We start from the raw sequence: 25,023 nt of genomic DNA, 5'->3' as shown, positions 1-25,023 counted from the left end.
CGATAGAAACGCATTTGATGAAAACGATCACCTCCACGCAGGAGCTGCAGGCCTTCTGCGACACCGCCCGTACCAAGGCATATGTCACCGTCGATACCGAGTTTCTGCGCGAGCGGACCTATTATTCCAAGCTTTGCCTGGTGCAGCTTGCGATGCCCGGCGACACCGATGAAACCGCGGTTCTGGTCGATCCGCTGGCTGATGGTATCTCGCTGGAACCGCTCTACGAACTTTTCCGCGATGAAAGCGTGGTCAAGGTCTTCCATGCGGCGCGTCAGGATCTTGAGATTTTCTGGGTCGACGCCGGGGTATTTCCCAAGCCTTTGTTCGATACCCAGGTCGCGGCCATGGTCTGTGGCTTCGGCGAACAAGCGGGATATGAAACGCTGGTGCGCAAGATCGTGCACCAACCGCTGGACAAGACCTCGCGCTTTACCGACTGGTCGCGCCGGCCGCTGAGCGATGCGCAGAAGGTCTATGCGCTGGCCGATGTGACCCATCTGCGCAAGATCTATGAATATCTCGCTGCCGAACTGGAAAAATCCGGCCGTAGCCACTGGGTCACCGAAGAGCTGGAAATCCTCACCGATCCGGCGACTTATGACATCCGCCCCGAAGAGGCCTGGCGCCGGGTCAAGACCCGCACCAATTCCGCCCGTTTCCTCGGGGTGGTGCAGGCCCTGGCGGCATTCCGTGAAAGTTATGCGCAGGAACACAACGTGCCGCGCAACCGGGTCTACAAGGATGATGCGCTGGTCGAGATGGCCTCGGTCAAGCCGCGCACCCATGCCGATCTGGGCGGGCTGCGGCTGCTTTTGCGCGAGGCCCGCAAGGGCGCCATCGCCGACGGCATCCTGAAAGCGATCGAAGAGGGAAGCGATTGTCCCGCCGATCAGCTTCCCAAGCCCGACCGCAGCCGTGAAAAGCTTCAGGTGAACCCGGCGCTTGCCGATTTGCTGCGGGTGCTGCTGAAGGCCAAGACCGAAAGCGTGGGCGTGGCCGCCAAGCTGATCGCCTCAAGTGCCGATCTCGACGCCATTGCGGCGGGCGAACGGGACGTGCCGGCGATGAAGGGCTGGCGCCGCGAGGTCTTTGGCGAAGATGCGCTGCGGCTGTGTTCCGGCAAGATCGGTCTGGCCGCAAAGGGCCAGACTGTGCGCGTCGTCGAATTCTGACCCCGGAGGGCCGCCCGCTGGCTCAGCGCCGGCGGGTGGTGACCTGGGCGTTGGTTTCTCCGACCACGCGAATGGTGCGGATCGGGGCAAGCTTGCCCTTGGTCAGCGTCTTGGCGGCCCGGACGGTGCGCGCGAATTCGTTGCCCTGAAGGGTCGTCTTGTTGGGATAGGTCACCCGGAACGACAGCGATAGCACGCCATCGGCCTTTTCTTCGGGGGTGGAGATATCGCGCAGTTCCACGTCATAGGGGCCCTGGCGGGCCGCGACGCCTTCGACGAAGATGATCGCACCGGTATTGGTCGGCTCGACCTCCAGCTTGGTAACCGTCATGATCGGCAGGCTCAGATCTTCGGCCTTCTTCTTGGCGAAGATATTCTGGGTCTTTTTCGGCACCAAGGGATTGGTCGGCTCCGCATTCGTCATTTCGACGGGCTGGGTGTGGCTCTTGCCGAACCAGTTGCCTGGATTAAGGCGCGAGTCGCGCCAGCCGCATCCGGCCACGATCAGCCCCGCAAGCAGCAGGGCGGTAAGAGGTTTCTGCATCTGGCCCACACTCGTTCTAGTTCCGTCCCTTCCGGTTACCGCATCGGGGCGCGGTTGAAAAGCGGCAAGCCGGGTCTGGACACCCGTGGGCCGGGGTCATAGGTCAGGGACGCAAGACATCAGTCGAGGATCCCGCCATGGCCCAACCCGCATTCGAAGAAATCGTCGAGGATTTCGAGTTTCTGGAAGATTGGGAGGACCGCTATCGCCATGTGATCGACCAAGGCAAGGCGATGGACCCGCTGGATCAGGCCTTGAAGGTGCCCGCCACCAAGGTCGACGGCTGCGCCAGCCAGGTCTGGTTGCACCCGGTGATCGAAGGCGGCGTCTTTCACTTCGACGGCGACAGCGATGCAATGATCGTGCGCGGATTGATCGCGGTGTTGCGCAAGCTTTACAACGGGTTGCCGGTGGCGGATGTCCTGAAGGTCGATGCCGGGGCCGAACTGGAGCGGTTGGGGCTCAATGATCACCTCTCGGCGCAGCGATCGAACGGCCTGCGGGCGATGATCGAACGTGTCCGCAAGGTCGCGGCAGAGACGGTCTGAACGGCCCCGGGCACGCTCAGCGCCGAACGCTGTCGCGCAGCCCGTGAAAGAACAGGTCGATCTCGAGCCCCAGGCCGAATTCGAAGGCGTTGAGCTCTTCTCCGCTCCAGCGATATTGTTCGAGCCGGGCGAGAAAATCGCGCCGGAACTGCTCGTTCTGCCGCGATAGGGGCAGGGTTTCTGCGGCGCGCAGCAGGTCGATCCGCTTGTGCACCTCGCGCATGCCGGCAAAGGCCTCCATCATCGGGCGCGCCAGCCGGGGATCGTCTTGCCAGGACCGTCCGCCGAAGACCTCCTGCACCACGCGGTTGCCGGCGCCAAGGCAATCATAGGCAACACAGCCGCGAAATCCCTTTTCTTTCAGCCTGTCATGGATCGAGCAAAGATGCCCGTTCAGGTGCCGGCAGGGTTCGTCGGCATTTTTGTCGAAGGCGAAATCCGGCCCCTTGTCGAAGGACAGCGCCATGCAGCACAGGGCCGAGCATTTCGAACAGTCTGAGGTCAGCAGGTCTTGGGGGGCTGCGGTCACGTGGCGTTCCGTTCCAGGGCGTGGGCGAGATCGCCATATCCCGTGAAACGGCGGGTGAATGCAAGGCCGAGCCGCTCTGCTGCGTCGCGCGCGCGTTCGGTCAGGGCCGGATCATGGGTCTGGGCCAGATAGACCAGCCTGTCGTAATTGCCGAAATACATCGGCAAGAGCTGCGGATGCCGGTCCAGCCCAAGCGGTTGCCAGACGAAGGCATCGAACTGCCGGGCCAGGAAATCGGTCAGATAGAAGGCGGTCACCTCGTCCCGGGCGGCGAAGGTCTCGACCCCGTCGAAGAAGGCATAGCAATGGGCGCCCGGCAGCATCTCGACCCCCAAGCGGCTGCATTCTGCCTGCAAGGTGCCGCCGGTGCCGCAATCGGCGTACAGTACCAGAACGCGATCATAACGGTCCCGTGCCGCCAGCACCGCGTCGCGCACGGCGGCGGTGATGCGACCGGGATGATTGTGCAGGATCGCGGGCAGGCATTGCAGATCGTATTGGCTCCAGCCGTTCAGCCTGATCAGTGACAGCACCTCGCGGGCCAGCGCGCCGCAGGCCAGCAGCAGGATTTTTCCCTGCCCGGTGGCGGGCAGGCCGGTGGTTGTCAGCGTATCGGCATCGGGCAACTGGCGCATGGCGTTGCCTGTGGCGGGGATCAGGGGGCGACGCCCTGATTGTGCTTGCGGGCAACAAAGCTTTTCGCCGTCTCCACCGCGACGGCGGCATCGCGGCAATAGGCGTCAGCTCCGATGGCCTTGCCGAATTCTTCGTTCAGCGGCGCGCCGCCCACCAGCACGATATAATCATCGCGCTTGCCCTCGGCCACCAGCGTGTCGATCACCACCTTCATGTAAGGCATGGTGGTGGTCAGCAGCGCCGACATGCCAAGGATGTCGGGCTGTTCGGCGGCCAGCGCCTCGAGATAGGATTCGACCGCGTTGTTGATGCCGAGATCGACGACCTCGAAACCGGCGCCTTCCATCATCATCGACACCAAGTTCTTGCCGATATCGTGGATGTCGCCCTTCACCGTGCCGATCACCATCTTGCCCATGCGCGGGGCGCCGGTTTCGGCCAGCAGCGGTTTCAGGATCGCCATGCCGCCCTTCATCGCATTGGCCGCCAGCAGCACCTCGGGGACGAAGAGGATACCATCGCGGAAATCATTGCCGACGATGGTCATGCCGCCGACCAGCGCCTCGGTCAGGACGCGATAGGGGGCCCAGCCGCGATCGAGCAGGATGTTCACACCTTCCTCGATCTCGTCCCGCAAGCCATCGTAAAGGTCATCGAACATCTGCTGGACGAGTTCATCGTCGTCGAGTTCGCTGAGGATGATGTCGTCTTCGTCTTCCGACATGGGCGTTTTCCCTGACAGGCGTGTCTCTCTGCATCATTGATGCCAAGGGTGCGACGGGGACGGCGCGATAATTGCGACCTTCATCGCGTCGCAACCGACCAGAAGGTGGAATTTCCGGTTCGCGGGCGCCGGGCGATTGCGCTTGTTCTTGTTATGTTCTAGTTTCATGCTCATGAGTCCGGAAATTCCCATAGATCAGGCGCGACGGCGCGCGCGCGGGGCGGTCAGCAATCAGGCTGGCCGCTTCGATCTGGCGCGGGTGGAGGAGGCGGATGGCTGGGACATTCCCGAGCTGCGGCCGGGGATCGGAACAGAGGTGCGCGAAGAGGTCGCGCGCAGTGCCATCACCTTCAACCGGTCGCCGGATCTGCCCTTTGACCGGTCACTGAACGCCTATCGGGGCTGCGAACATGGTTGCATCTATTGTTTCGCGCGACCGAGCCATGCCTATCTGGGGATGTCTCCGGGGCTGGATTTCGAAACTCGGCTGGTGGCGAAACCGCAGGTGGCAGAGGTGCTGCGGCGCGAGCTTAGCGGCAAACGGTATCGGGTGGCTCCGCTGGCGCTCGGGACCAATACCGATCCTTATCAGCCGGTGGAGCGTGATCGCGGTCTGACCCGCGCGGTGCTGGAGGTGTTGGCGGAGTTCGATCATCCGGTCGCCATCGTCACCAAGGGCGCGATGGTGGAGCGTGATCTGGACATCCTGGCGCCGATGGCGGCGAAGGGGCTGGTGCGCGTCGGCATATCGGTCACCACGTTGGAGCCCGGGCTGGCGCGGCGGATGGAGCCGCGGGCGCCGGTTCCGGCGCGGCGGTTGGAGGCGATCCGGCGGTTGACCCAGGCCGGTGTGCCGGTGCGGCTGATGGCCTCGCCGATGGTGCCGGCACTGACCGATCACGAGCTGGAGGCGATCCTCGAGGCCGGGGCGGAAGCCGGGGCCGATGCGGCAAGCGGGATCATGCTGCGGCTGCCACGCGAAGTGTCGGAGCTGTGGCAGGAATGGCTGGCCGAACATGAACCGGGTCGGGCCGCCCGCGTCATGGCCCGGTTGCGCGAGATGCACGGCGGGCGCGATTACGATCCGCGCTGGGGGCACCGGATGCGGGGCGAGGGCGAATATGCCAGGCTGATCGCGCAACGGTTCCGTGCCGCGGCGAAACGGCTGGGGCTGGATCGCGCGGTGCCGCCCCTGCGCTGCGATCTGTTCAAGGTGCCGCCGCAGAAGGGCGATCAACTGTCTTTGTTCTGAGAGGCGGTTGAAGGTGCCGGGGTTTCGACCATATCCCCTTGGGAAAGCTGATGATCGGAGGGCAGGGATGTCGATGTGGGATGAGCGTTACGCCAAGCCGGGGTATCTGTTCGGGGTTGAACCGGCGGATTTCGTTCGGGCGCAGGCCGGCAATCTGGCGCCGGGTGCGCGGGTGCTCTGTGTCGCCGATGGCGAGGGGCGCAATTCGGTCTATCTGGCCGGGCTCGGGCATCGGGTGACTGCCTTCGATGCCTCGCCGGTGGCGCTGGAGAAGGCCCGCACGCTGGCGGCGGAAAAGGGCGTTTCGGTCGATTTCCTCCTGTCGGGGATCGAGGACTGGGACTGGAGCCGGCCCTATGATGCGGTGGTCGGCGTCTTCATCCAGTTCACCCCGCCGGAGCTGCGGGCCAAGCTGTTCGACTGGATGGCGCAGGCGGTGGTTCCGGGCGGTCTGCTGTTGCTGCACGGCTATGCGCCGCGGCAGGTGGGCTATGGCACCGGGGGCCCCGGCAATCCGGAGCATATGTATACCGAGGTGTTGCTGCGCGGTGCCTTCGCCGGTTGGGAGATCCTGCGGCTGGTGGATTACGACCGCGAGATCGACGAGGGGCCGGGGCATTCCGGTCTGTCGGCGCTGGTCGATCTGGTGGCGCGCAAGCCGGGGTGAGGCCGGTTCAGGCAAAGGGCTCAGGGCCGAACGGATGGAGCCTTGGGCGCTGGTTCCAGGAAGCCAGCGGTAGTGCTTGGTTGGCAATCTTGAGCAGCTCTTGACCTCGGTTGCCAGGCCGTCAGGCCGGGCCGCGCCCGACCCTCCCCCAGGAGGGCGCCCGTGTTGACGGCACGTGCCGAAGCGCCGTTATGCGATACAACGATGCCTCGCATCGCTTGAAAGTGGCAAAGCGTCCTCCCAGGGTCGGGCGCAGCTCTTCGTGCTCAGGATCCCCCCCTGTCTTGGAGGGCAATGGCTTTCAAGCTTCGCAAACGAAAAGAGGGGCCGTTTGGCCCCTCTCTCATGTCGTGGTCTCGGCCAGATCAATCAGGCCAGCAGGGCCTTGACCTTTTCGGCCACGGCCTCGGCGGTGATGCCGAATTTCTCGTACAGCACGTTGGCCGGGGCCGAGGCGCCGAAGCCTGTCATGCCGACGAAATCCGCCTTGGCCTCGCGGCCCCGCTCGCCCAGCAGCCAGCGATCCCAGCCACCGGCGCGTACCGCGGCCTCGACGCCGACACGCACCGGGCCGGCCGGAAGCACCTTGCGACGATAGGCTTCGTCCTGCTCGGCGAAAAGCTCCATGCAGGGCATGGAAACCACCCTGGTGCCAATGCCTTCGGCCTGCAGCAACTCGCGCGCCGCCATGGCGATCGCGACTTCCGAGCCGGTGGCGATCAGGATCGCTTCGCGCTTGCCCTCTGCGTCGGCCAGAACATAGGCACCCTGGGCGGTGAGGTTGTTCATCTTGTGCTCAAGCCGCACGGTCGGCAGGCCCTGACGGGTCAGCGACAGCACCGAGGGCGTTTCCTTCGAGCTCAGCGCGACCTCCCAGGCCTCGGCGGTTTCCACCGTGTCGGCGGGGCGGAACACATAGGTGTTCGGTGTCGCGCGCGAGATCGCCAGATGTTCCACCGGCTGGTGGGTCGGGCCATCCTCGCCCAGACCGATCGAATCGTGGGTCATCACAAAGACGGTGGGGATGCGCATCAGCGCCGCCAGACGCATCGCCGGGCGGGCGTAATCGGTGAAGGCCATGAAGGTGCCGCCATAGGGGCGGATGCCGCCATGCAGCGCCATGCCGTTCATCGCCGCCGACATGCCATGTTCGCGAATGCCCCAATAGACATAGCGGCCCTTGCGGTTCTCGGGCATGAAGGCGTCGATGTCGGGGGTCTTGGTGTTGTTCGACCCGGTCAGGTCGGCCGAACCGCCGACGGTTTCGGTCATCAGCGGGTTGATGGCTGCCAGCACCTTTTCCGAACTGGCCCGGGTGGCAAGCTTCGGCGCGGTTTCGCTGGCGTCCTTCTTCAGTGCCCGGATCACCGAGGTCAGCTTTTTCGGCACCTCGCGGTCATAGGCGCGGGTGAAGTCCGCTTGCTTGCGTTCGGAGAGCGAGGCAAAGCGGATGTCCCAATTGGCCCGTTCCACCGCACCACGCTTGCCGATGGCTTCCCATTCGGCCTTGATCTCGGAGGGGATTTCAAAGGCCGGAGCGGTCCAGCCATAGGCGGCCTTGGCGTCCGCGATCAGCTTGGGATCGGTCAGCGCGCCATGACCCTTGGAAGTATCCTGCGCCGAGGAGCCCAGGGCGATGTGGGTCTTGCAGGCGATCATCGAGGGCTTGCGCGTGGCCTTGGCCTTTTCGATGGCGGCGTCGATGGCTTCCGGGTCATGGCCATCGACGGCCTGCACATGCCAGCCAGAGGCGCGGAAGCGCGCCATCTGGTCGGTGCGGTCAGACAGCTCGACCGTGCCGTCGATGGTGATGTTGTTGTTGTCCCAGAAGACGATCAGCTTGCCCAGTTGCTGGCGGCCGGCAAAGGCAATGGCCTCTTGGCTGACGCCCTCCATCAGGCAGCCGTCGCCGGCAATGACGTAAGTGTGGTGATCGGCGACCTTGCGGCCATAACGGGCGCGCTGGATTTCCTCGGCCATGGCAAAGCCCACGGCGGTGGCGATGCCCTGACCCAGCGGGCCGGTGGTGGTTTCGATCCCCGGGGCGTGGCCGTATTCCGGATGGCCGGCGGTGATCGCACCCCACTGGCGGAAATTCTTGATCTGCTCGATGGTCATTTCCGGGTAGCCGGTGAGATAGAGCAGCGAATAAAGCAGCATCGAGCCGTGGCCGGCCGAGAGGATGAAGCGATCGCGATCCGGCCAATTGGGGGCGGCGGCGTCGAACTTCAGGTGTTTTTCAAACAGCACCGTTGCCACGTCGGCCATGCCCATCGGCATGCCGGAGTGGCCCGAATTGGCGGCGGCGACGGCATCCAGCGTCAGCGTGCGAATGGCGGCGGCCTTGTTCCAGTGATCGGGATGGGCGGTGCGCAGGGCGGTCAAATCCACGGGAGAAATCCTCTGGCGTTGCGGGCGACTATGCTGCTCAATATCAACTGAGGACCAAAGATCAAGCTTCGCCGGCAGTGGCTGCCGGGATCACATAAGGTCAGGCGGCCAAGTGCTTGAAACAAAAGCGGGGGGTAATTCCCTGGTGGTTTCGCTAGACTGAACGCCGATCGGCCCGTTCCGCGATTCGGCAGAGTCCGCGTCGTGCATGGCGCAGCCCGGGCCGCAGTGGTGAACCCGCCGCAGAAAAAGGTAAGAGGCATGAGCCAGATACAGGAATTGGAAGGTCGGATCACGGCGGCGATGGCCCGGATCAGTGTCGGCCTTGGTGCGTTGGCGCAGCAGGCCGGTGCCCGGGAGATGGCCGGCTCCGCGCTTTCGCAGGCGCTGAACGAGGAAAAGCTTGCCAATGCGCAGCTTGAGGAACGGCTCAGGCATCTCAAGGAAAAACACGCGGAAGAGATCGCCGCGCTTCAGTTTCAGCTTGAGGCGGCAGAGGCGCAGGAGCCTTCGGATACCGAGATCGCAGCCCTGAAGGCCGAGATCGAGGCGCTGAAGGCCCGGCTGGCAGATACTGCCGATCTTGATAGCTTGAGCGCCGAAAGTGAACGGATGGCCGCCGATCTGGAGCGCGCCCGCAGCGAGGCCGAGGTCCTGCGCGAGGAGCTCGTGGAGCTGCAGGCCGGGCCGGGCGACAGCGGTGCCGAGGCCGACCTCAGGGCGCAGGTCGCGGTCTTGCAGGCCGAACTGGCCGAGGCCCGCGCGGTCGTGCCCGTCGCTTCGGTCGAGATGGCTGGCGATCTCGATGCGTTGCAGACCGAACTTGCCCATCAGGCCGAACAGGCGGCGCGGCTCGATATGGAGATGCAGCGGCTGCGCGCGACGAACGACCAACTGCGCGAAACCAGCGCTGCCCTGCGCGCGGTGAACGAGGCCGGCGTCGGCGAACCCAGCCTGATCAATCGCGCCATGCTGGCCGAGCTGGAGGCGCTGCGCGCCACCCGTGCGGTGGAGGCGGCCGAAGCGGGCGCCATTCTGTCGCGGCTCGAACCGCTGCTGGCGAGCGCACGGAACCCGTCGGAAGGGGAGGATGAATGATGCCTGAGGTGACGATCTATATCGGGGGGCGCGGCTTTGATGTCTCCTGTCAGGAGGGCGAGGAAAGCTATCTCCATTCGGCGGCCAAGATGCTGGACGACGAGGCCCGGGTGCTCTCTGACCAGATCGGCCGGATGCCCGAGGCGCGCATGCTGCTGATGGCTGGGCTGATGCTTGCGGACAAGACGGCGGCGGTCGAGGATCGAATTCGCGAGGTGGAGGCGCAACTGGCCGAGCGTGAGGCAGAGCTTGCCGCGCTGCGCGCGGCCCCGGCGCCGCAGCCGGAACGGGTCGAGGTGCCGGTGGTGCCGGCCTCTGTCACCGAAACGCTGGCGGAGCTGGCCGCCCGGGCCGAGGCGCTGGCCGGAGAGATCGAGGAAAAGGCCGCGACCGAGTGATCGCGCGGCCCAGAGCCGGAGTATGACAAAGGGGGCCATATGGCCCCCTTTGTCGTCTCGACGTCTTGTCGTCGACGTTGCGGCGATCAGGAATTCGCTTCGCGGATCTTGTCGGCGGCGTCCTTGTCATAGGTGACGCCCTTGTCTTCGAACAGTTGATCCAGTTCGCCCGACAGGGTCATTTCGGTGATGATGTCGCAACCGCCGACGAATTCGCCCTTCACGTACAGTTGGGGGATCGTCGGCCAGTCGGAGAAATCCTTGATCCCCTGGCGGATATCGGGATCGGCCAGGACGTTCACGTCCTGATAATCGACACCCATATAGTTCAGGACACCCGCGACCCGGCTGGAAAAGCCGCATTGCGGCGCGTCCTTGGTGCCCTTCATGTAGAGCACCACGTCATTGGCGGAAATGGTCTTCTGGATTTGATCTGCTGCGTCGGTCATTTGCGCGTCTCCTTGCGGCAGGATTTTGGAAAAGGGGCCCCGGGTCCAAGGATCACTCAGAGGATCAGTCGGGGGCCTTGGTGGTCAGCGCCAGAGCATGCAGCCTGCCACTGTCGATCTCGGATTTCACCGCGGCATTGACGGCCCGTTGCTGTTGCACACGGCTCTGGCCGCGAAAGCTTTCGTCGACGACTTCAGCCGCCCAGTGGTTTCCGTCGCCGGCCAGATCGGTGATGGTGATCTTGGCGGCGGGGAAGCTGGCACGGATCAGAGCTTCGATATCTTGGGCTTGCATGGCCATGCGGGGGAACTCCTGTTGGTCTCGTGTCCAGATTTAGGGTGCGAGGGCGCGCCGCGCAAGCGCGGCGGCCCGGTGCCGGGGGAAGAGGCCGCTGGGCTTAGCCCAGGGCCTCCTCGAAGCTGGAGCGATAAAGCGCTGACAGTTCGGTCAGCGGGGCCTCAGACCCGTCGAAGCGCACCGTATCGCCGGTGAACTTGCCGACCGTGGTCAACGTGACCCCGGCCTGGCCGGCGGCGGTCATCAGCGCTTCGGCCTGATCGAAGTTGCAGGCGATCAGATAGCGCGCCTGATCCTCGCCGAAGAGGAAGGGCGTGGCACCGCTGTCGAGATGCACGCCGACGCCAGAGCCTTCGGCCAGTTCGAACGCTGCCAGTGCCAGACCGCCATCCGACAGATCGGTGCAGGCGGTGACCAGGGCGCGGTTGGCGCGGATGAAATCGCCGTTGCGCTTTTCGGCCTCGAGATCGACAGCAGGCGCATCGCCTTCCTCGCGGTTGAAGACCTCGGCCAGCAGGGCGGATTGACCCAGATGGCCTTCTGTCTCGCCCAGCAGCAGCGCCACGTGACCGTCGCGCACCTGGGTGCCGATCACATCCGCCTCGGTTGCGATCAGACCCACGGCGCCGATGGTCGGGGTCGGCAGGATCGCCTCGCCGTCGGTTTCATTATAAAGGGACACGTTGCCCGACACGATCGGCATGTCGAGCGCGGCAACGGCCTGGCCGATGCCTTTGATCGCACCGACGAACTGGCCCATGATCTCGGGCTTTTCGGGATTGCCGAAATTCATGTTGTCAGTCGAGGCCAGCGGCGTCGCGCCCACGGCGGTCAGGTTGCGATAGGCTTCGGCGACGGCCTGCTTGCCCCCCTCAAGGGGGTTGGCCTTGACGTAGCGCGGGGTGACGTCGGAGGTGAAGGCCAAGAGCTTTTCAGTTCCGTGCACCCGCAGGATACCCGGGCCGAAACCAGGGCCGCGGGCGCTGTCGGCCATCACGGTGCTATCGTATTGTTCATAGACCCACTGCTTCGCCGCATAGTTTGGCGAGCTGATCAGTGCGCGCAGCCCGTCGATGGGGTCGATCTGCGGCACCTCGCTCAAGGCAACGGCCGCCTGGGTCTCGATCCAGGGGCGATCGTATTCCGGCGCCTCGGAGGAGAGTTTCGACAGCGGCAGATCGGCCTTGGTTTCGTTGTTCTGCATGATCAGGAAACGGTCTTCGGCGATCGTCTCGCCGACGATGGCGAAATCCAGATCCCATTTTTCGAACACCGCGCGCGCTTCGGCTTCTTTCTCCGGGCGCAGGACCATGAGCATGCGCTCCTGGCTTTCCGACAGCATCATTTCATAGGCGGTCATGTTTTCTTCGCGGCAGGGCACCTTTTCCAGATCTAGCCGCACGCCCAATTCGCCCTTGTCGCCCATCTCGACGGCCGAGCAGGTGAGGCCGGCGGCCCCCATGTCCTGGATCGAGATCACAGCGCCGGTCTTCATCAGTTCCAGCGTGGCTTCCATCAGCCGTTTTTCGGTGAAGGGGTCGCCAACCTGGACGGTGGGGCGCTTTTCCTCGATGGTCTCGTCGAATTCGGCCGAGGCCATGGTGGCACCGCCGACGCCGTCGCGCCCGGTTTTCGCACCGAGGTAGACCACCGGCATGCCAACGCCGGAGGCAGCGGAATAGAAGATCTTGTCGGCATCAGCCAGGCCGGCGGCAAAGGCGTTGACCAGGCAGTTGCCGTTATAGGCGGGATGAAAGCGAACCTCGCCGCCGATGGTGGGCACGCCGAAGCTGTTGCCATAGCCGCCGACACCGGCGACCACGCCATGCACAAGTTGTTTGGTCTTCGGATGATCGACCGCCCCGAAGGACAGTGAGTTCATCGCCGCGATCGGCCGGGCGCCCATGGTGAAGACATCGCGCAGAATGCCGCCCACACCGGTCGCCGCCCCTTGATAGGGTTCGATGTAAGAGGGGTGGTTGTGGCTTTCCATCTTGAAGATCACCGCCTGGCCATCGCCGATATCGACGACACCTGCGTTCTCGCCGGGGCCGCAGATCACCTGGGGTCCTTCGGTCGGCAGGGTGCGCAGCCATTTCTTCGACGACTTATAGGAACAATGTTCGTTCCACATGGCCGAGAAGATGCCGAGTTCGGTGAATGTCGGTTCGCGCCCGATGATATCCAGGATGCGTTGGTATTCGTCCGGCTTCAGCCCGTGGCTTTCGATAAGCTCCGGCGTGATCACAGGGTCTTGCATCGGTCGGGTGTCTCCGCATGGCATTGTCTGCGCCCCTATTAGGGCATGGCCCCGTTGGGGGGAAGGGGCTAGCGCAACACAGAAGATATGCGGGGGAGACCTGTGGATAAAAAAAGAGGCCGAGCACTAAGCTCGGCCCAAGTCCAACAGGGAGGTATGAAGATGATGAGCAACTAAGCGTCATCGTCTTCGCGTGATCATTTAGGCGTCACTTCGTGAACGTTCAAGTTCATTTATGCTGCGGTTGCAGCAATTCAGGCATTCCAGCGCTGCATAGCTCAGATCTTGCCGAGTTGCCGAAGCTGCTTGCGGTGCAGAATGATCTCGTCCTGAACGAAATCACGGAAGGCCGAGATGCGTTTCGAATGGCGCAATTCCTCGGGGTAGGCGAGGAAAACCGGCACCTCGCTCGATTCAATCTGAGGCAGCACACGGACCAGATGCGGGAAGTCTTCGGTCAGATAATCGGGCAGGACCCCGACGCCCAGATTGTTCAGGACCCCCTGCAGCACGCCGAAATAATTGTTCACCGTCAGCAGCGAATGCGGGCCGTTGGACACAAGTTGCTGCACCAGAGAGGCGCCGGCCGAGACCTGATGGGCCCCTGCGCTCTGGCAGATCAGCCGGTGATCGGAAATATCGTCCATCGTCGTCGGCATGCCGGCGCGGTCGAGATAATCGCGCGAGGCATAGAGCTGCATCTGTACCGTCATCAAACGCTTGCGGATCAGATCGGCCTGGCTGGGTTCCTTCATCCGGATCGCCACATCTGCCTCGCGCATCGGCAGGTCGAGCACGCGTTCCTCAAGCATCAGGTCGATCTTGAGGTCGGGGAATTTCTCGAACAGCTTGGGTAGCCGCGGCGCCAGCCAGAGCGTACCGAAGCCGGTGGTGGTGGTGACCTTGAGCTCTCCGAAGACTTCTTCTTCACTATCGCGAATGCGGGCGGAGGCGGCCTCGAGGCGCTTCGACATCGAGGACGTCGCTTCGAACAGCAATTCGCCCTGTTCAGTCAGGATCAGCCCGCGGGCGTGACGATGGAACAATGTGGTATTGAGTGATTCCTCAAGTGCCCTGATCTGGCGGCTGACCGCCGATTGGGACAAGTTCAGCCGGTCACCCGCATGGGTCAGGCTGCCCGCGTCGGCCACGGCATGAAAAATTCTCAGCTTGTCCCAGTCCATCGGTATCGCTTTCGTTCTGCTCCGCAGCTGCGGAAGGGGCATCTATCATGCTGTATTATGCTTCTTAGGGAAATGGTCAAAAAAACGCTACTCAGGTCAGCTTTTTTGACCTATTATTGACGGGGATTGTTGCAAACTAGTCAGCTTTGGGAGGAGCAGATGAGTCAGCAAAAGATTTCGCTGAACGACCGTTTTGATCTGGAGAAGAGCCCGGTTCTGCTGAACGGCACACAGGCTCTGGTCCGTTTGATGCTGATGCAGAAGGCGCGGGACAAGGCCGCGGGGCACAATACGGCCGGCCTGGTGACCGGGTATCGCGGGTCGCCGCTGGGTGCGGTCGACATGCAGATGACACGGGCAGCCAAGCAGCTTGCCGCCAGCGATGTCACCTTTCAATACGGGTTGAACGAAGATCTGGCCGCCACGGCGCTCTGGGGCAGCCAGCAGGCCGAATTGCGCGGCGAAGGCAAATACGACGGCGTCTTCGGCCTGTGGTATGGCAAGGGGCCGGGGGTCGACCGGTCGGGTGATGTGATCCGTCACGCCAATATGGCGGGCACCTCACCCCTGGGCGGTGTGTTGATGGCGATGGGGGACGACCATACCGGCGAATCCTCCACCGTGCTGCACCAGTCCGAATGGGCCTTGATGGATGCCTATGTGCCCATTGTCAGCCCGGCGGGGGTGCAGGAGATCCTGGACCTGGGGCTTTATGGATTTGCCCTGTCGCGGTTTTCCGGTCTCTGGGTCGGGCTGAAGACGATGAAGGACACCATTGAAGTCACCTCGGTGGTGGACGGCCGGCCCGACCGGGTGCAACTGGTGACGCCGAAGTTCGACATGCCCGAAGGCGGGCTGAACATCCGGCTGGTCGATGACCGCACCGCGCAGGAAGCGCGGCTGATCGACCTGAAGCGCTTCGCCGCCGAGGAATTCGCCCATGCAAACAAGATCGACAAGCGCGTCTGGGGCAAGCCAGGCGCCAAGATCGGCCTGGTGGCGGCGGGCAAGAACTGGCTCGATCTGCAGCATGCGCTGAGCCTTCTGAATATTGACGAGGCCGAGGCGGAGCGGCTGGGGATCACCACCTATAAGGTCGCCCAGGTTTTCCCCCTGGACATGAAAGGGTTCCACCAATGGGCCGAAGGGCTCGATCTGATCGTGGTGGTGGAAGAAAAGCGCAAGCTAATCGAAGTGCAGATCAAGGAGGCGATCTTCGACGATCGCCGCGGTCGCCGGGTCTATGGCTGGTACAAGGGCGGCGCCGGCGGCATGCATCAGGAAGAGCTGTTTCCGACCCGCGGCGCGCTCGACCCGCTGATGATCGCCGAGAAGCTGGGCAAGATCCTGCTGGAGGAGGGGCGCGACACCGACGCGATCCGCGCCGGCATGCAGGCGCTGGATGACGCGCGGCGTGCTGATAACGCCGAGGAACTGGCCAGCCGGCTGCCCTATTTCTGCTCGGGCTGCCCGCATAACACCGGCACCAAGCTCCCTGAAGGATCGCGCGCCTATGCCGGGATCGGCTGTCACTTCATGGTGCAGTGGATGGATCGCGACACGCTGGGCTTCACCCATATGGGCGGTGAGGGTGCCAACTGGATCGGCGAGGCACCGTTTTCCAAGACCAAGCATGTGTTCCAGAACTTGGGCGATGGCACCTATAACCACTCTGGCGTGCAGGCGATCCGGGCGGCTTTGGCGGCGGGCACCAATATCACCTATAAGATCCTCTATAACGACGCCGTCGCCATGACCGGCGGGCAGGAGAATGAGGGCGGCCTGTCGGCGGCGCGTATCGCCAATGAGCTGAAGGCGATGGGGGTGCAAAACCTCGCCATCGTCTACGATGAGAAAGAGGACGTGGATTTCAAGGTGATGCCCTCGGGTGTGCCGACGTTTGAACGCGACCAGCTTCTGAAGGTCGAGGAGGATTTCCGCGACAAGGACGGCGTTTCCGCCATCGTCTATATCCAGACCTGCGCGGCGGAAAAGCGGCGCCGGCGCAAGCGCGGCACCTTCCCTGATCCCGACAAGCGGGTGCTGATCAACGAGGATGTCTGCGAAGGCTGCGGCGATTGCGGCGTGCAATCGAACTGCGTCTCGATCGTGCCGAAGGAGACCGAGCTTGGCCGCAAGCGGGCGATTGATCAATCGTCCTGCAACAAGGATTTCTCCTGTCTCAAGGGCTTCTGCCCGTCTTTCGTGACGGTTGCGGGTGCCCAGATCCGCAAGGAAGCGACAACCGATCTCGACCTGCCGCATCTGCCCGCGCCAAAGCTGCCGGCGATCCATGGAACTTATAATGTGGTGATCACCGGCGTTGGCGGCACCGGCGTCGTCACCATTGGCGCGGTGCTGGCGCAGGCGGCGCAGATCGACGGCAAGGGCGCTGGCATGATGGAAATGGCGGGCCTCGCCCAGAAGGGCGGCGCGGTGCATATCCATTGCCGGCTGGCCGAAAAACCCGAGGACATCAACGCCATCCGTGTCGCCACCGGCGAATGCGACGCGCTGATCGGCGGCGATCTGGTGGTCAGCGCCGGCGCCAAGACGCTGGGGCTGATGCGCCCGGGGCAAAGCGGCGCGGTGGTCAACAGCCATGCGATCATCACCGGTGATTTCACCCGCGACACCGAATTCACCATCCCGACAGACCGGCTGTCCCTGGCGCTTGAGGCGCGGATCAAGGACGGGCTGACGCTGTTCGACGCCTCTGAGCTGGCGCGGGCGACGCTGGGGGATTCGATCTATTCCAACATGATGGTCTTCGGGGCCGCCTGGCAACGGGGGCTGGTGCCGATCAGTCACGAGGCGATCACCCAGGCGATCGAACTGAACGGTGCCGCCGTGCAGCGCAACCAGCGCGCCTTCGAGATCGGTCGCTGGGCGGTTCTGCATCCGGAGGAGGCCGCCAGGCTGATCGCGCCGGCCAATGTGATCGAATTGCCGAAATCGGTCGATGACAAGATCGCGTTTCGGGCTGAGCAACTGGTGGCCTATCAGGGCAACCGGCTGGCGAAACGCTATCGCAAGCTACTGGACGGCATTGCCGATACGGGGCTGAAGGAGGCGGTCGCGCGCGGCTATCACAAGCTCTTGGCCTATAAGGATGAATACGAGGTTGCCCGGCTTCTGCTGTCGAGCCGCGCCAAGGCGGAGGAGGCCTTTGAGGGCGATCTGAAGCTGACCTTCCACATGGCGCCGCCGATCCTGGGCGGCACCGGGCCGGACGGGCGACCGAAAAAGCGCGAATTCGGCGAGTGGATGCTGGGGCCGCTCAAGCTTCTGGCGCGGATGAAGGGGCTGCGCGGCACGCCCTTCGATCCCTTCGGATATTCCGCCGAACGCAAGATGGAGCGGGCGCTGATTAAGCAGTTCGAGCGTGACATGAAAGAGGTTCTGCCGAAGGTCACGCCCGAGACTCGCGACATCGCGGTGGCGCTGGCATTGTTGCCGCTGCAGATCCGCGGCTTTGGCCCGGTCAAGCAGGAGAATGAGGCCAAGGCCGCCAAGCGGCGAGAGGAGCTTTTGGCAAGCTTCCGCCGGGGCGGGCCCGATCTGGCGAAAGCGGCGGAATAAGGCGTCACGCATCTGTCGCGATCTTCGGGCATGAACCTGCACCGGCTGCCAGAGCCGTGATTCGTTCCGGAGGACCCGATGGGCTCGCGCCGCCATATCGCTCGTGACATCTCCTATGCCCACTCGGCCGCCACTCGCAGCGGCCGGGTGGTGATCCGGTTGATGGAAAACTCTACCGGCCGGTTGCGTCTGATCAAACGTGCGGACGGTTATGAGGCCGATATCGCCGCGGGGCGCGACTTCTGGTCAGTGATGGTCGACCGCTACGGTCTGTCGCTGGAGGTGGTCGGCGGCACGCTGTCGCATATCCCCGCGACCGGGCCGCTGGTGCTGATCGCCAACCATCCCTATGGCATTCTCGACGGGTTGATGATGGGCCATATCCTGGCCCAGGTGCGGGGCGATTTCCGCATTCTGGCGCATCGGGTCTTTCGCAAGGCGCCGGACATCGAACGGGTTATTTTGCCTATCAGTTTCGATGAAACCAAGGAGGCGGTGCAGCAGAATGTGCAAACCCGCAAGGCGGCGCTCGATTATCTGGGGCAGGGTGGCGCCATCGGCATTTTCCCCGGCGGCACCGTCAGCACGGCAGCGACGCCGTTTGCCCACCCGATGGATCCGGGGTGGCGTGGCTTCACCGCGCGGATGGTGGGAAAGTCGCGCGCGACCGTGGTGCCGCTGTTCTTCGACGGCCACACCAGCCGGTTGTTCCAGATCGCTAGCCACATGCATTCGACCCTGCGCATGGGACTTTTGATCAAAGAGTTTCGCAAACGAATCGACACCCCGGTGCGGGTCGTGGTTGGAAAGCCCATCGGGCGCGATATTCTCGACCCGATGGCAACAGATGCGCGGCAGATGATGGATTTCCTGCGCAAAGCGACGTATGAGCTGTCTCCACAACCGCTGAAGTCTTATGACTATGGCTATGAATTCGAGGAACGGCATCGCGCCTGACGAGCAATGGCAGTAGGTATTTTCGATTCCGGTCTGGGCGGGCTGACCGTCCTGGACGCCGTGCAGCACCGCCTCCCTGAGGTGGAGCTTCTGTATTACGCCGACAGCGCGCATGCGCCCTATGGGGTGCGCGATGCCGAAGACATCTATCAGTTGACCAAACACGCGGTGGAAACGCTGTGGGATCGCGGCTGTGATCTGGTGATTCTGGCCTGCAACACGGCGAGCGCTGCGGCGCTCAGGCGGATGCAGGAGGCCGGCGTGCCCCCGGGCAAGCGGGTGCTAGGCGTCTTCGTGCCGCTGATCGAGGCTTTGACCGAACGGCAATGGGGCGACAATTCCCCGCCGCGTGAGGTCGAGGTGAAGACCGTGGCCCTGTTCGCGACGCCGGCGACGGTGGCGAGCCGCGCGTTCCAGCGTGAGCTGGCCTTCCGCGCCATCGGTGTGGACGTCGAGGCTCAGGCCTGCGGCGGCGTGGTCGATGCCATCGAGGATGGCGATCGCATCCTGGCCGAGGCGTTGGTGCGCAGCCATGTTGAGGCGCTGAAGCGGAAGATGCCCAGGCCCGACGCAGCGATTCTGGGCTGCACCCATTACCCGATCCTCGAGGATACCTTCCGCGCCGCCCTGGGGCCGGATGTGAAGGTGTTCAGCCAGGCCAATCTGGTGGCCGAGAGCCTCACCGATTATTTGATCCGCCATCCCGGCATGCTGGGCGCCGGCAAGGGTGGCTTTCTGACCACCGGTGATCCACGCAAGGTTTCCGATCAGGCGATGCGTCTGTTGCGACGACAAGTGGAATTCGAAAAGGTCTGAACGACCCCACTCTATCGTCGCAAAACCAAATGAATTCAAAAGGGAAGAGGTCTAAGATGACCCATAAAGTCGCCATTCTCGGGGCTAGCGGATATACTGGTGCCGAACTGATCCGGCTGATCGCCCAGCATCGGAACATTGAAATCGTCGCCCTGTCGGGCGAACGCAAGGCCGGCATGGAAATGGGTGAGGTGTTCCCGCATCTGCGGCACATGAAACTGCCGAAGCTCTGCAAGATCGAGGAGATTGATTTCTCTGCCGTCGATCTGTGCTTTTGCGCGCTGCCGCACAAGACCAGCCAACAGGTGATCGCAGCCCTGCCTGCGGATCTGAAAATCGTCGATCTGTCCGCCGATTTCCGGCTGCGCGATCCGGCGGAATACGAGAAATGGTATGGCAACTCGCATTCGGCACTCGCCCAGCAGGAAGAGGCGGTCTATGGCCTGACCGAATTCTATCGGGATGAAATCAGGGCCGCCCGGCTGGTCGCCGGGACCGGCTGCAACGCCGCGACCGGGCAATTCGCCCTGCGGCCATTGATCAGCGCCGGTGTGATCGACCTGGACGAGATCATCCTCGATCTGAAATGCGCGGTCTCCGGCGCCGGCCGGTCGCTGAAGGAAAACCTGCTGCATGCGGAGCTGAGCGAAGGCTATAATGCCTATGCCATCGGCAGCACCCACCGGCATCTGGGGGAGTTCGATCAAGAATTCTCGAAACTCGCCGGGCGGCCGGTCAAGGTGCAGTTCACCCCGCATCTGATCCCCGCCAACCGGGGTATCCTGGGGACAGTTTACGTCAAGGGCGACCCGCAGGTGATCTATGACACGTTGCAGGCGGCCTATGCAGACGAGCCGTTCATTCAACTGCTTCCCTTCGGTACGGCGCCCTCGACCCACCATGTGCGCGGGTCGAACTATTGCCACATCGGTGTCGCTGCCGACCGGCTGCCGGGCCGTGCCATCGTCTTCGCCGCGCTCGATAACCTGACAAAAGGTAGCAGCGGCCAGGCATTGCAAAATGCCAACCTGATGCTAGGTGAAGATGAGGAGGAGGGGCTGACCATGGCCCCGCTGTTCCCGTAACAGGCGTTTTCGGGCGAGGGGAAGATGAAGAACCTGAAAAAGCAACGTCGGATCCAGATCATCGCGCTTGCCGCGATGGCCTTGGTCGTTTCGACCGCGCTGATCGGATATGCGATGCGTGACGGCATCAACTTCTTCCGCTCGCCCAGTCAGGTGATGGCCGAACCGCCCGTGGCCTCGGAGATGTTCCGGCTGGGCGGTTTGGTCGAGGAAGGCAGCCTGGTGCGCGATCAGGGCGAGGTTGTGCATTTCGTCGTTACCGATGGCGGCGCCTCGGTTCCGGTGCGCTACAAGGGGGTGCTGCCCGATCTCTTCGGGGAGAACCAAGGCATGATCGGCACTGGACGCTACGTGAATGGCGTCTTCGAAGCCTCTGAAATTCTTGCGAAACATGATGAGACCTATATGCCGAAAGAGGTCATGGACGCGCTGAAGGAACAGGGTGTCTACAAGGCGCCGGGCGAAAGCTGAGAGCAGCGGTTTCGAGATGGTCTTGCCCAGGGCCTGTGGTCGTCCTGTGAGGCGCGCCTGCGGCGGGGATATTTTTATCTAGAAAAAAGAATATGTTGCGGCTTGTTCTTTAAGCTGTTGATCAGGCGCGCGCTGGGGTGAGGGCGCGTTAACCTTCCTGTCCGAGCCTCAGCGCTCAAACGAGCGCCGGGACAGGCAGGAGGTGCGGCAATGCAGGATGTGCGGCAGATCGCCGAGACGATCGTGAATCGGGAGGGCGGCTTCGTGAACGATCCGGACGATCCCGGCGGGGCGACCAATCACGGGGTGACGATTCACACGCTGCGGCGGCTGGGGCTGGATCTGACCGGCGACGGGCAGGTCGGCGTCGCCGACGTCCGGGCGCTGAGCCGGGACCAGGCAGTGGAGATCTTCATCGGCCAGTATTATCAGCGGCCGCGGATTGCCGATCTGCCGGTGGCGCTGCAGGCCTCGGTCTTTGACATGTATGTGAATGCCGGCGCCAATGCGGTGCAGATCCTGCAGCGGTTGTTGCGCGACATGGGCTATGACATCGCGGTCGACGGGATGATCGGGCCGCGGACGATCGCGGCGGCCGCGGATGCGGCGGAGCCCGATCCGGTTGCCCTGCGCGATGCCTATGGGGTGGCGCGGCGCAATTATTACTTTCGTCTGGCCGATACCCGGGTGGCGAGCCGCAAGTATGCGCGTACCCGCGCTGGCGGCAAGGGCGGCTGGATCAGCCGGGCGGAGGCCTTTCTGTCGCCGCGTTATCATCTGACCGAGGCGGAATTCTCTGCCCGTGTCGCTGCCTGGGGGTAGGGTGATGTTTCGGGAGCTGATTGTGGCGCTGTTCGGCGGAGGGCGCAATCTGGTGAGCCAGACGGCGGAGGTGTTTCGCGAGAATGTCGAGGCGGGCGCGGCGCGGGCGGCGGGCCTTCGGGGGCAGGCGATGGCGCAGTTGGGCGCAGAATTCGCTGTGTCGCGGCAGGGCCGGTTCGACCGGCTGATGGATGCGGTGAACCGGCTGCCGCGTCCGGCGCTGGCGCTGGGGACGCTGGGGATGTTCATCGCGGCGATGGTCGATCCCCTTTGGTTCGCCGCCCGCATGCAGGGGCTGGCGCTGGTGCCCGAGCCGCTTTGGTGGTTGCTGGGCGTGATCGTCTCCTTCTACTTCGGGGCGCGCTATCAGGTGAAGCATCAGGCGTTCCAGCAGGGCATCGCCGAGACGCTGGCGCGGGCGCCGCAGGTGATGGAAAACATCGGGACGCTGGAAAAGATGCGTGGCGACAGCCCAGGCGTGGCGGACACCGGGCGGGATGCGCAACTGACCTTGTCGGCAACGCGACCTGAGGCCAATCGGGCGCTGGGGGATTGGCGCCGCGCCCGCGCCGGTTAGGCCCGGGGTTGCGACAACGTGATCCCGGGGCCGGCGCGAAAACCATTGGCCGGCCCTGCGGAGCGCCCTATACATCAGGACATGATTACCGAACTTGGTCACTTCGCCCTGGTGCTGGCCTTCATGGCCGCGATCGTGCAAACCATTCTTCCGATGGTGGGCGCGCAGAAACGCTGGCCTGGCTGGATGGCCGTGGCGGAACCGGCGGCAACGCTGCAATTCCTGATGACGGCCTTTGCCTTTGCAGCGCTGATGTATGCTTTCGTCACATCGGATTTCTCGCTGAAGGTGGTGGTGGAGAATTCCCATTCCGCCAAGCCGATGCTGTACAAGATCAGTGGGCTTTGGGGCAATCACGAGGGGTCGATGCTGCTCTGGGTGCTGATCGTCTCTCTGTTCGGGGCGACGGCGGCCTGGTTCGGCGGAGGCCTGCCGCCGGGGCTGAAAGCGCGGGTGCTGTCGGTGCAGGGCGCCATCGGCGTGGCGTTTTATGCCTTCATCCTCTTCACCTCGAACCCTTTCCTGCGCCTGGCGGTGCCGCCTTTCGACGGGCAGGATCTGAACCCGCTGTTGCAGGACCCGGGGCTCGCCTTCCATCCGCCGTTTCTCTATCTGGGCTATGTCGGGCTTTCGATGTCCTTCAGCTTCGCCGTCGCGGCGCTGATCGAGGGGCGGGTGGATGCCGCCTGGGGCCGTTGGGTGCGGCCCTGGACTCTGGCGGCCTGGATTTTCCTGACCATCGGCATCGCCCTGGGGTCCTGGTGGGCGTACTACGAGCTGGGTTGGGGCGGCTTCTGGTTCTGGGATCCGGTCGAGAATGCAAGTTTCATGCCCTGGCTTCTGGCCGCTGCGCTGCTGCATTCCGCCATCGTGGTGGAAAAGCGCGAGGCGCTGAAGGCCTGGACCATCCTGCTGGCGATCCTTGCCTTCGGGTTTTCGCTGATCGGCACCTTCATCGTGCGCTCGGGGCTGCTGACCTCGGTTCATGCCTTTGCCAATGATCCCGAACGGGGGGTCTTCATCCTGATCATCCTGGCGGTCTTCACCGGCGGTGCGCTGATGCTGTTCGCCGCCCGCGCCAATGCGATGGAGGCGAAGGGTGTCTTTGGCATGGTCAGCCGGGAAAGCGCGCTGGTGGTCAACAACATCCTGTTGGCGGTGGCGGCCTTCGTGATCTTCTTCGGCACCCTCTGGCCGGTCGCGGCAGAGATGGGCTTTGGCCGCAAGCTGAGCGTCGGGGCGCCGTATTTTAACGCCGCCTTTACTCCTTTCATGGTGGTTCTGGGCCTGATCCTGCCGGCGGGCGCCATGCTGCCTTGGAAACGCGGTCGGTTGGGGCGCACGCTCTGGTCGTTGCGCTATGCCTTCGGGCTGGCACTGGCGCTGGCGGCGCTGGTCTGGACGTTGCAGAGCGGGCGCAGCGCGCTGGGGCCGGTGGGCGTGTTCCTTGGCGCCTGGGTCGTCTCGGGGGCCGTTGTCGATCTATGGTCCCGCTCGGGCCGGGGGGTGAACCGGTTCGGCCGGATGGCACGGTTGCCGCGTGCCGATTGGGGCAAGGCGCTGGCCCATGCCGGGCTGGGCGTCACCATTTTCGCCATCGCCGGGCTCACCGCCTGGGAGAGCGAGGATATCCGGGTAGCCAGGTTGGGCGAGAGCTTTGCCGTCGCGGGGTTCGATCTGACGCTGGAGAAGGTCGAGGAGCGGCGCGGACCGAACTATTTCTCGACCATGGGGACGGTGCGGGTGATGCGAGACGGGCGCCAGGTTGCACTGCTGCATCCGGAAAAGCGGGTCTATCCAGTGGCGGAGATGCCAACGACCGAGGCAGCGATCGACAACGGTTTCACCCGTGATGTCTATGTGGTGATCGGTGACGCGCAGGCAGATGGTGGACGCACCGTGCGTACCTATATCAAGCCCTTCGCCAATTGGATCTGGGGCGGCGCGCTGATGATGGCCCTGGGGGGGCTGCTCAGCCTGTCCGACCGGCGGTTCCGGGTGGCGGCAGGCGCCCGCAAGCAGGCAGCCAAACCGGTGGCGGCGGAATGAGCCAGGCGATGATCCGGGCCGGGCTGACTGCGCTGCTGCTGGCGGTCGCTGCGCCATCGCTGGCCGTGTTGCCGGACGAGATGCTGGCCGATCCCAAGCTTGAGGCGCGGGCGCGCGAGATCAGCAAGGGGCTGCGCTGTCTGGTCTGCCGTAACGAGAATATCGACGAATCGAATGCCGATCTTGCCCGCGATCTGCGCCTTCTCGTGCGCGAAAGGCTCAGCGCCGGGGACAGCGACCGGCAGGTGGTCGATTACGTGGTCGACCGCTATGGCGAATATGTGCTGCTCAGCCCCACCACCAAGGGGGCGAACTGGCTGCTCTGGGCCGCTGGCCCCCTGATGCTGCTGATGGGCGGCGGGCTGGCTTGGGTCTATCTGCGCGGCCGCGCCAGGGCGCCGCATCCGCAGGATGCCGCCCTGACCGAGGAAGAGCAGGAGCGCCTGCGTCGGATCCTCGATCAACAGGATGGGTGACGCGCGGTTGTGCCTTTCCCCGGGGCGTCGCTTGC

24 protein-coding genes are annotated in these 25,023 nt (G+C 63.7%); 15 read left to right on the top strand and 9 right to left on the bottom strand.

Annotated elements, in window-relative coordinates:
- The first annotated feature begins 17 nt into the window (after positions 1 to 17).
- On the top strand, positions 18 to 1,175 hold the full coding sequence (gene rnd, locus G455_RS0113555; RefSeq protein ID WP_028094206.1) for a ribonuclease D: 1,158 nt from the start codon (positions 18 to 20) through the stop codon (positions 1,173 to 1,175).
- Between the two features lie 22 nt (positions 1,176 to 1,197).
- Here rnd and G455_RS0113550 read toward each other — a convergent pair whose 3' ends face one another.
- Positions 1,198 to 1,719, bottom strand: coding sequence for a hypothetical protein (locus G455_RS0113550; RefSeq protein ID WP_028094205.1), 522 nt, complete (start codon positions 1,717 to 1,719; stop codon positions 1,198 to 1,200).
- A gap of 137 nt (positions 1,720 to 1,856) precedes the next feature.
- On the opposite strand from G455_RS0113550, the gene G455_RS0113545 reads away from it, so the two are divergent.
- Positions 1,857 to 2,267 carry a SufE family protein gene (locus G455_RS0113545; RefSeq protein WP_028094204.1) on the top strand — a complete coding sequence of 137 codons (411 nt, stop codon included), beginning with the start codon at positions 1,857 to 1,859 and terminating at the stop codon, positions 2,265 to 2,267.
- Between the two features lie 16 nt (positions 2,268 to 2,283).
- Here G455_RS0113545 and G455_RS0113540 read toward each other — a convergent pair whose 3' ends face one another.
- Genes G455_RS0113540 through G455_RS0113530 form a run of 3 tightly spaced genes read right to left on the bottom strand, consistent with a single transcriptional unit; the run spans position 2,284 to position 4,156 of the window.
- A complete protein-coding gene (locus G455_RS0113540) occupies positions 2,284 to 2,796 on the bottom strand; it encodes a hypothetical protein (RefSeq protein WP_035366748.1) in 513 nt (170 codons plus the stop codon).
- On the bottom strand, positions 2,793 to 3,431 hold the full coding sequence (locus G455_RS0113535) for a DUF1638 domain-containing protein (protein WP_028094202.1): 639 nt from the start codon (positions 3,429 to 3,431) through the stop codon (positions 2,793 to 2,795). Before G455_RS0113535 ends, G455_RS0113540 begins: the two co-directional genes overlap by 4 nt.
- Positions 3,432 to 3,451: 20 nt before the next feature.
- Entirely contained in the window at positions 3,452 to 4,156 is a 705-nt protein-coding gene (locus G455_RS0113530; RefSeq protein WP_028094201.1) for a corrinoid protein, read from the bottom strand.
- 172 nt (positions 4,157 to 4,328) lie between these two features.
- Here G455_RS0113530 and G455_RS0113525 point away from each other — a divergent pair, with 172 nt between their 5' ends.
- Together G455_RS0113525 and G455_RS0113520 are read left to right on the top strand one after the other, a co-directional pair.
- A complete protein-coding gene (locus G455_RS0113525) occupies positions 4,329 to 5,408 on the top strand; it encodes a PA0069 family radical SAM protein (protein WP_028094200.1) in 1,080 nt (359 codons plus the stop codon).
- Positions 5,409 to 5,481: 73 nt separating this feature from the next.
- Positions 5,482 to 6,075 (top strand): SAM-dependent methyltransferase, encoded by a 594-nt coding sequence (locus G455_RS0113520; RefSeq protein WP_154664388.1) that lies wholly within the window; start codon positions 5,482 to 5,484, stop codon positions 6,073 to 6,075.
- Between the two features lie 369 nt (positions 6,076 to 6,444).
- Here G455_RS0113520 and tkt read toward each other — a convergent pair whose 3' ends face one another.
- Positions 6,445 to 8,466 carry a transketolase gene (gene tkt / locus G455_RS0113515; RefSeq protein ID WP_028094198.1) on the bottom strand — a complete coding sequence of 674 codons (2,022 nt, stop codon included), beginning with the start codon at positions 8,464 to 8,466 and terminating at the stop codon, positions 6,445 to 6,447.
- Positions 8,467 to 8,727: 261 nt separating this feature from the next.
- Here tkt and G455_RS0113510 point away from each other — a divergent pair, with 261 nt between their 5' ends.
- Together G455_RS0113510 and G455_RS0113505 are read left to right on the top strand one after the other, a co-directional pair.
- Positions 8,728 to 9,564 (top strand): coiled-coil domain-containing protein, encoded by an 837-nt coding sequence (locus tag G455_RS0113510; RefSeq protein WP_028094197.1) that lies wholly within the window; start codon positions 8,728 to 8,730, stop codon positions 9,562 to 9,564.
- Entirely contained in the window at positions 9,564 to 9,962 is a 399-nt protein-coding gene (locus G455_RS0113505) for a cell division protein ZapA (RefSeq protein WP_028094196.1), read from the top strand. Before G455_RS0113510 ends, G455_RS0113505 begins: the two co-directional genes overlap by 1 nt.
- 86 nt (positions 9,963 to 10,048) lie before the next feature.
- Here the strand turns inward: G455_RS0113505 and grxD are convergent, their stop codons facing one another.
- The 4 genes from grxD to G455_RS0113485 all read right to left on the bottom strand — a co-directional run bounded on the left by grxD (position 10,049) and on the right by G455_RS0113485 (position 14,153).
- The gene (gene grxD, locus G455_RS0113500) at positions 10,049 to 10,411 is read right to left on the bottom strand and encodes a Grx4 family monothiol glutaredoxin (protein WP_028094195.1); all 363 of its coding nucleotides are present in this window, start codon (positions 10,409 to 10,411) and stop codon (positions 10,049 to 10,051) included.
- A 64-nt stretch (positions 10,412 to 10,475) separates the two neighbouring features.
- Entirely contained in the window at positions 10,476 to 10,712 is a 237-nt protein-coding gene (locus G455_RS0113495) for a BolA/IbaG family iron-sulfur metabolism protein (protein WP_028094194.1), read from the bottom strand.
- A 97-nt stretch (positions 10,713 to 10,809) separates the two neighbouring features.
- Complete coding sequence (gene purL / locus G455_RS0113490; RefSeq protein WP_028094193.1) at positions 10,810 to 12,969, bottom strand: phosphoribosylformylglycinamidine synthase subunit PurL; 2,160 nt, start codon at positions 12,967 to 12,969, stop codon at positions 10,810 to 10,812.
- 278 nt (positions 12,970 to 13,247) lie between these two features.
- Complete coding sequence (locus tag G455_RS0113485) at positions 13,248 to 14,153, bottom strand: LysR family transcriptional regulator (protein ID WP_028094192.1); 906 nt, start codon at positions 14,151 to 14,153, stop codon at positions 13,248 to 13,250.
- 159 nt (positions 14,154 to 14,312) lie between these two features.
- Here G455_RS0113485 and G455_RS0113480 point away from each other — a divergent pair, with 159 nt between their 5' ends.
- The 9 genes from G455_RS0113480 to G455_RS0113440 all read left to right on the top strand — a co-directional run bounded on the left by G455_RS0113480 (position 14,313) and on the right by G455_RS0113440 (position 24,988).
- A complete protein-coding gene (locus G455_RS0113480) occupies positions 14,313 to 17,735 on the top strand; it encodes an indolepyruvate ferredoxin oxidoreductase family protein (protein WP_028094191.1) in 3,423 nt (1,140 codons plus the stop codon).
- A 78-nt stretch (positions 17,736 to 17,813) separates the two neighbouring features.
- Complete coding sequence (locus tag G455_RS0113475; RefSeq protein ID WP_028094190.1) at positions 17,814 to 18,692, top strand: lysophospholipid acyltransferase family protein; 879 nt, start codon at positions 17,814 to 17,816, stop codon at positions 18,690 to 18,692.
- A 6-nt stretch (positions 18,693 to 18,698) separates the two neighbouring features.
- Entirely contained in the window at positions 18,699 to 19,508 is an 810-nt protein-coding gene (locus tag G455_RS0113470; protein ID WP_028094189.1) for a glutamate racemase, read from the top strand.
- A 56-nt stretch (positions 19,509 to 19,564) separates the two neighbouring features.
- Positions 19,565 to 20,593: an N-acetyl-gamma-glutamyl-phosphate reductase gene (gene argC / locus G455_RS0113465; protein WP_028094188.1), complete on the top strand. Its 1,029-nt coding sequence runs from the start codon at positions 19,565 to 19,567 to the stop codon at positions 20,591 to 20,593.
- A 24-nt stretch (positions 20,594 to 20,617) separates the two neighbouring features.
- Positions 20,618 to 21,064, top strand: coding sequence for a cytochrome c maturation protein CcmE (gene ccmE, locus G455_RS0113460; RefSeq protein WP_028094187.1), 447 nt, complete (start codon positions 20,618 to 20,620; stop codon positions 21,062 to 21,064).
- Positions 21,065 to 21,274: 210 nt separating this feature from the next.
- A complete protein-coding gene (locus G455_RS0113455; RefSeq protein ID WP_028094186.1) occupies positions 21,275 to 21,886 on the top strand; it encodes a holin-associated N-acetylmuramidase in 612 nt (203 codons plus the stop codon).
- Positions 21,887 to 21,890: 4 nt separating this feature from the next.
- Positions 21,891 to 22,463 (top strand): holin family protein, encoded by a 573-nt coding sequence (locus G455_RS0113450; protein WP_028094185.1) that lies wholly within the window; start codon positions 21,891 to 21,893, stop codon positions 22,461 to 22,463.
- An 81-nt stretch (positions 22,464 to 22,544) separates the two neighbouring features.
- The gene (locus tag G455_RS0113445) at positions 22,545 to 24,512 is read left to right on the top strand and encodes a heme lyase CcmF/NrfE family subunit (RefSeq protein ID WP_028094184.1); all 1,968 of its coding nucleotides are present in this window, start codon (positions 22,545 to 22,547) and stop codon (positions 24,510 to 24,512) included.
- Entirely contained in the window at positions 24,509 to 24,988 is a 480-nt protein-coding gene (locus tag G455_RS0113440) for a cytochrome c-type biogenesis protein (protein ID WP_028094183.1), read from the top strand. The genes G455_RS0113445 and G455_RS0113440 overlap by 4 nt, the downstream gene beginning before the upstream one ends.
- The last annotated feature ends 35 nt before the right edge of the window (positions 24,989 to 25,023 follow it).

This window comes from Pseudodonghicola xiamenensis DSM 18339 (assembly GCF_000429365.1).
Taxonomy (GTDB): domain Bacteria; phylum Pseudomonadota; class Alphaproteobacteria; order Rhodobacterales; family Rhodobacteraceae; genus Pseudodonghicola; species Pseudodonghicola xiamenensis.
This window is presented reverse-complemented; position numbering and strand designations above follow the sequence as displayed.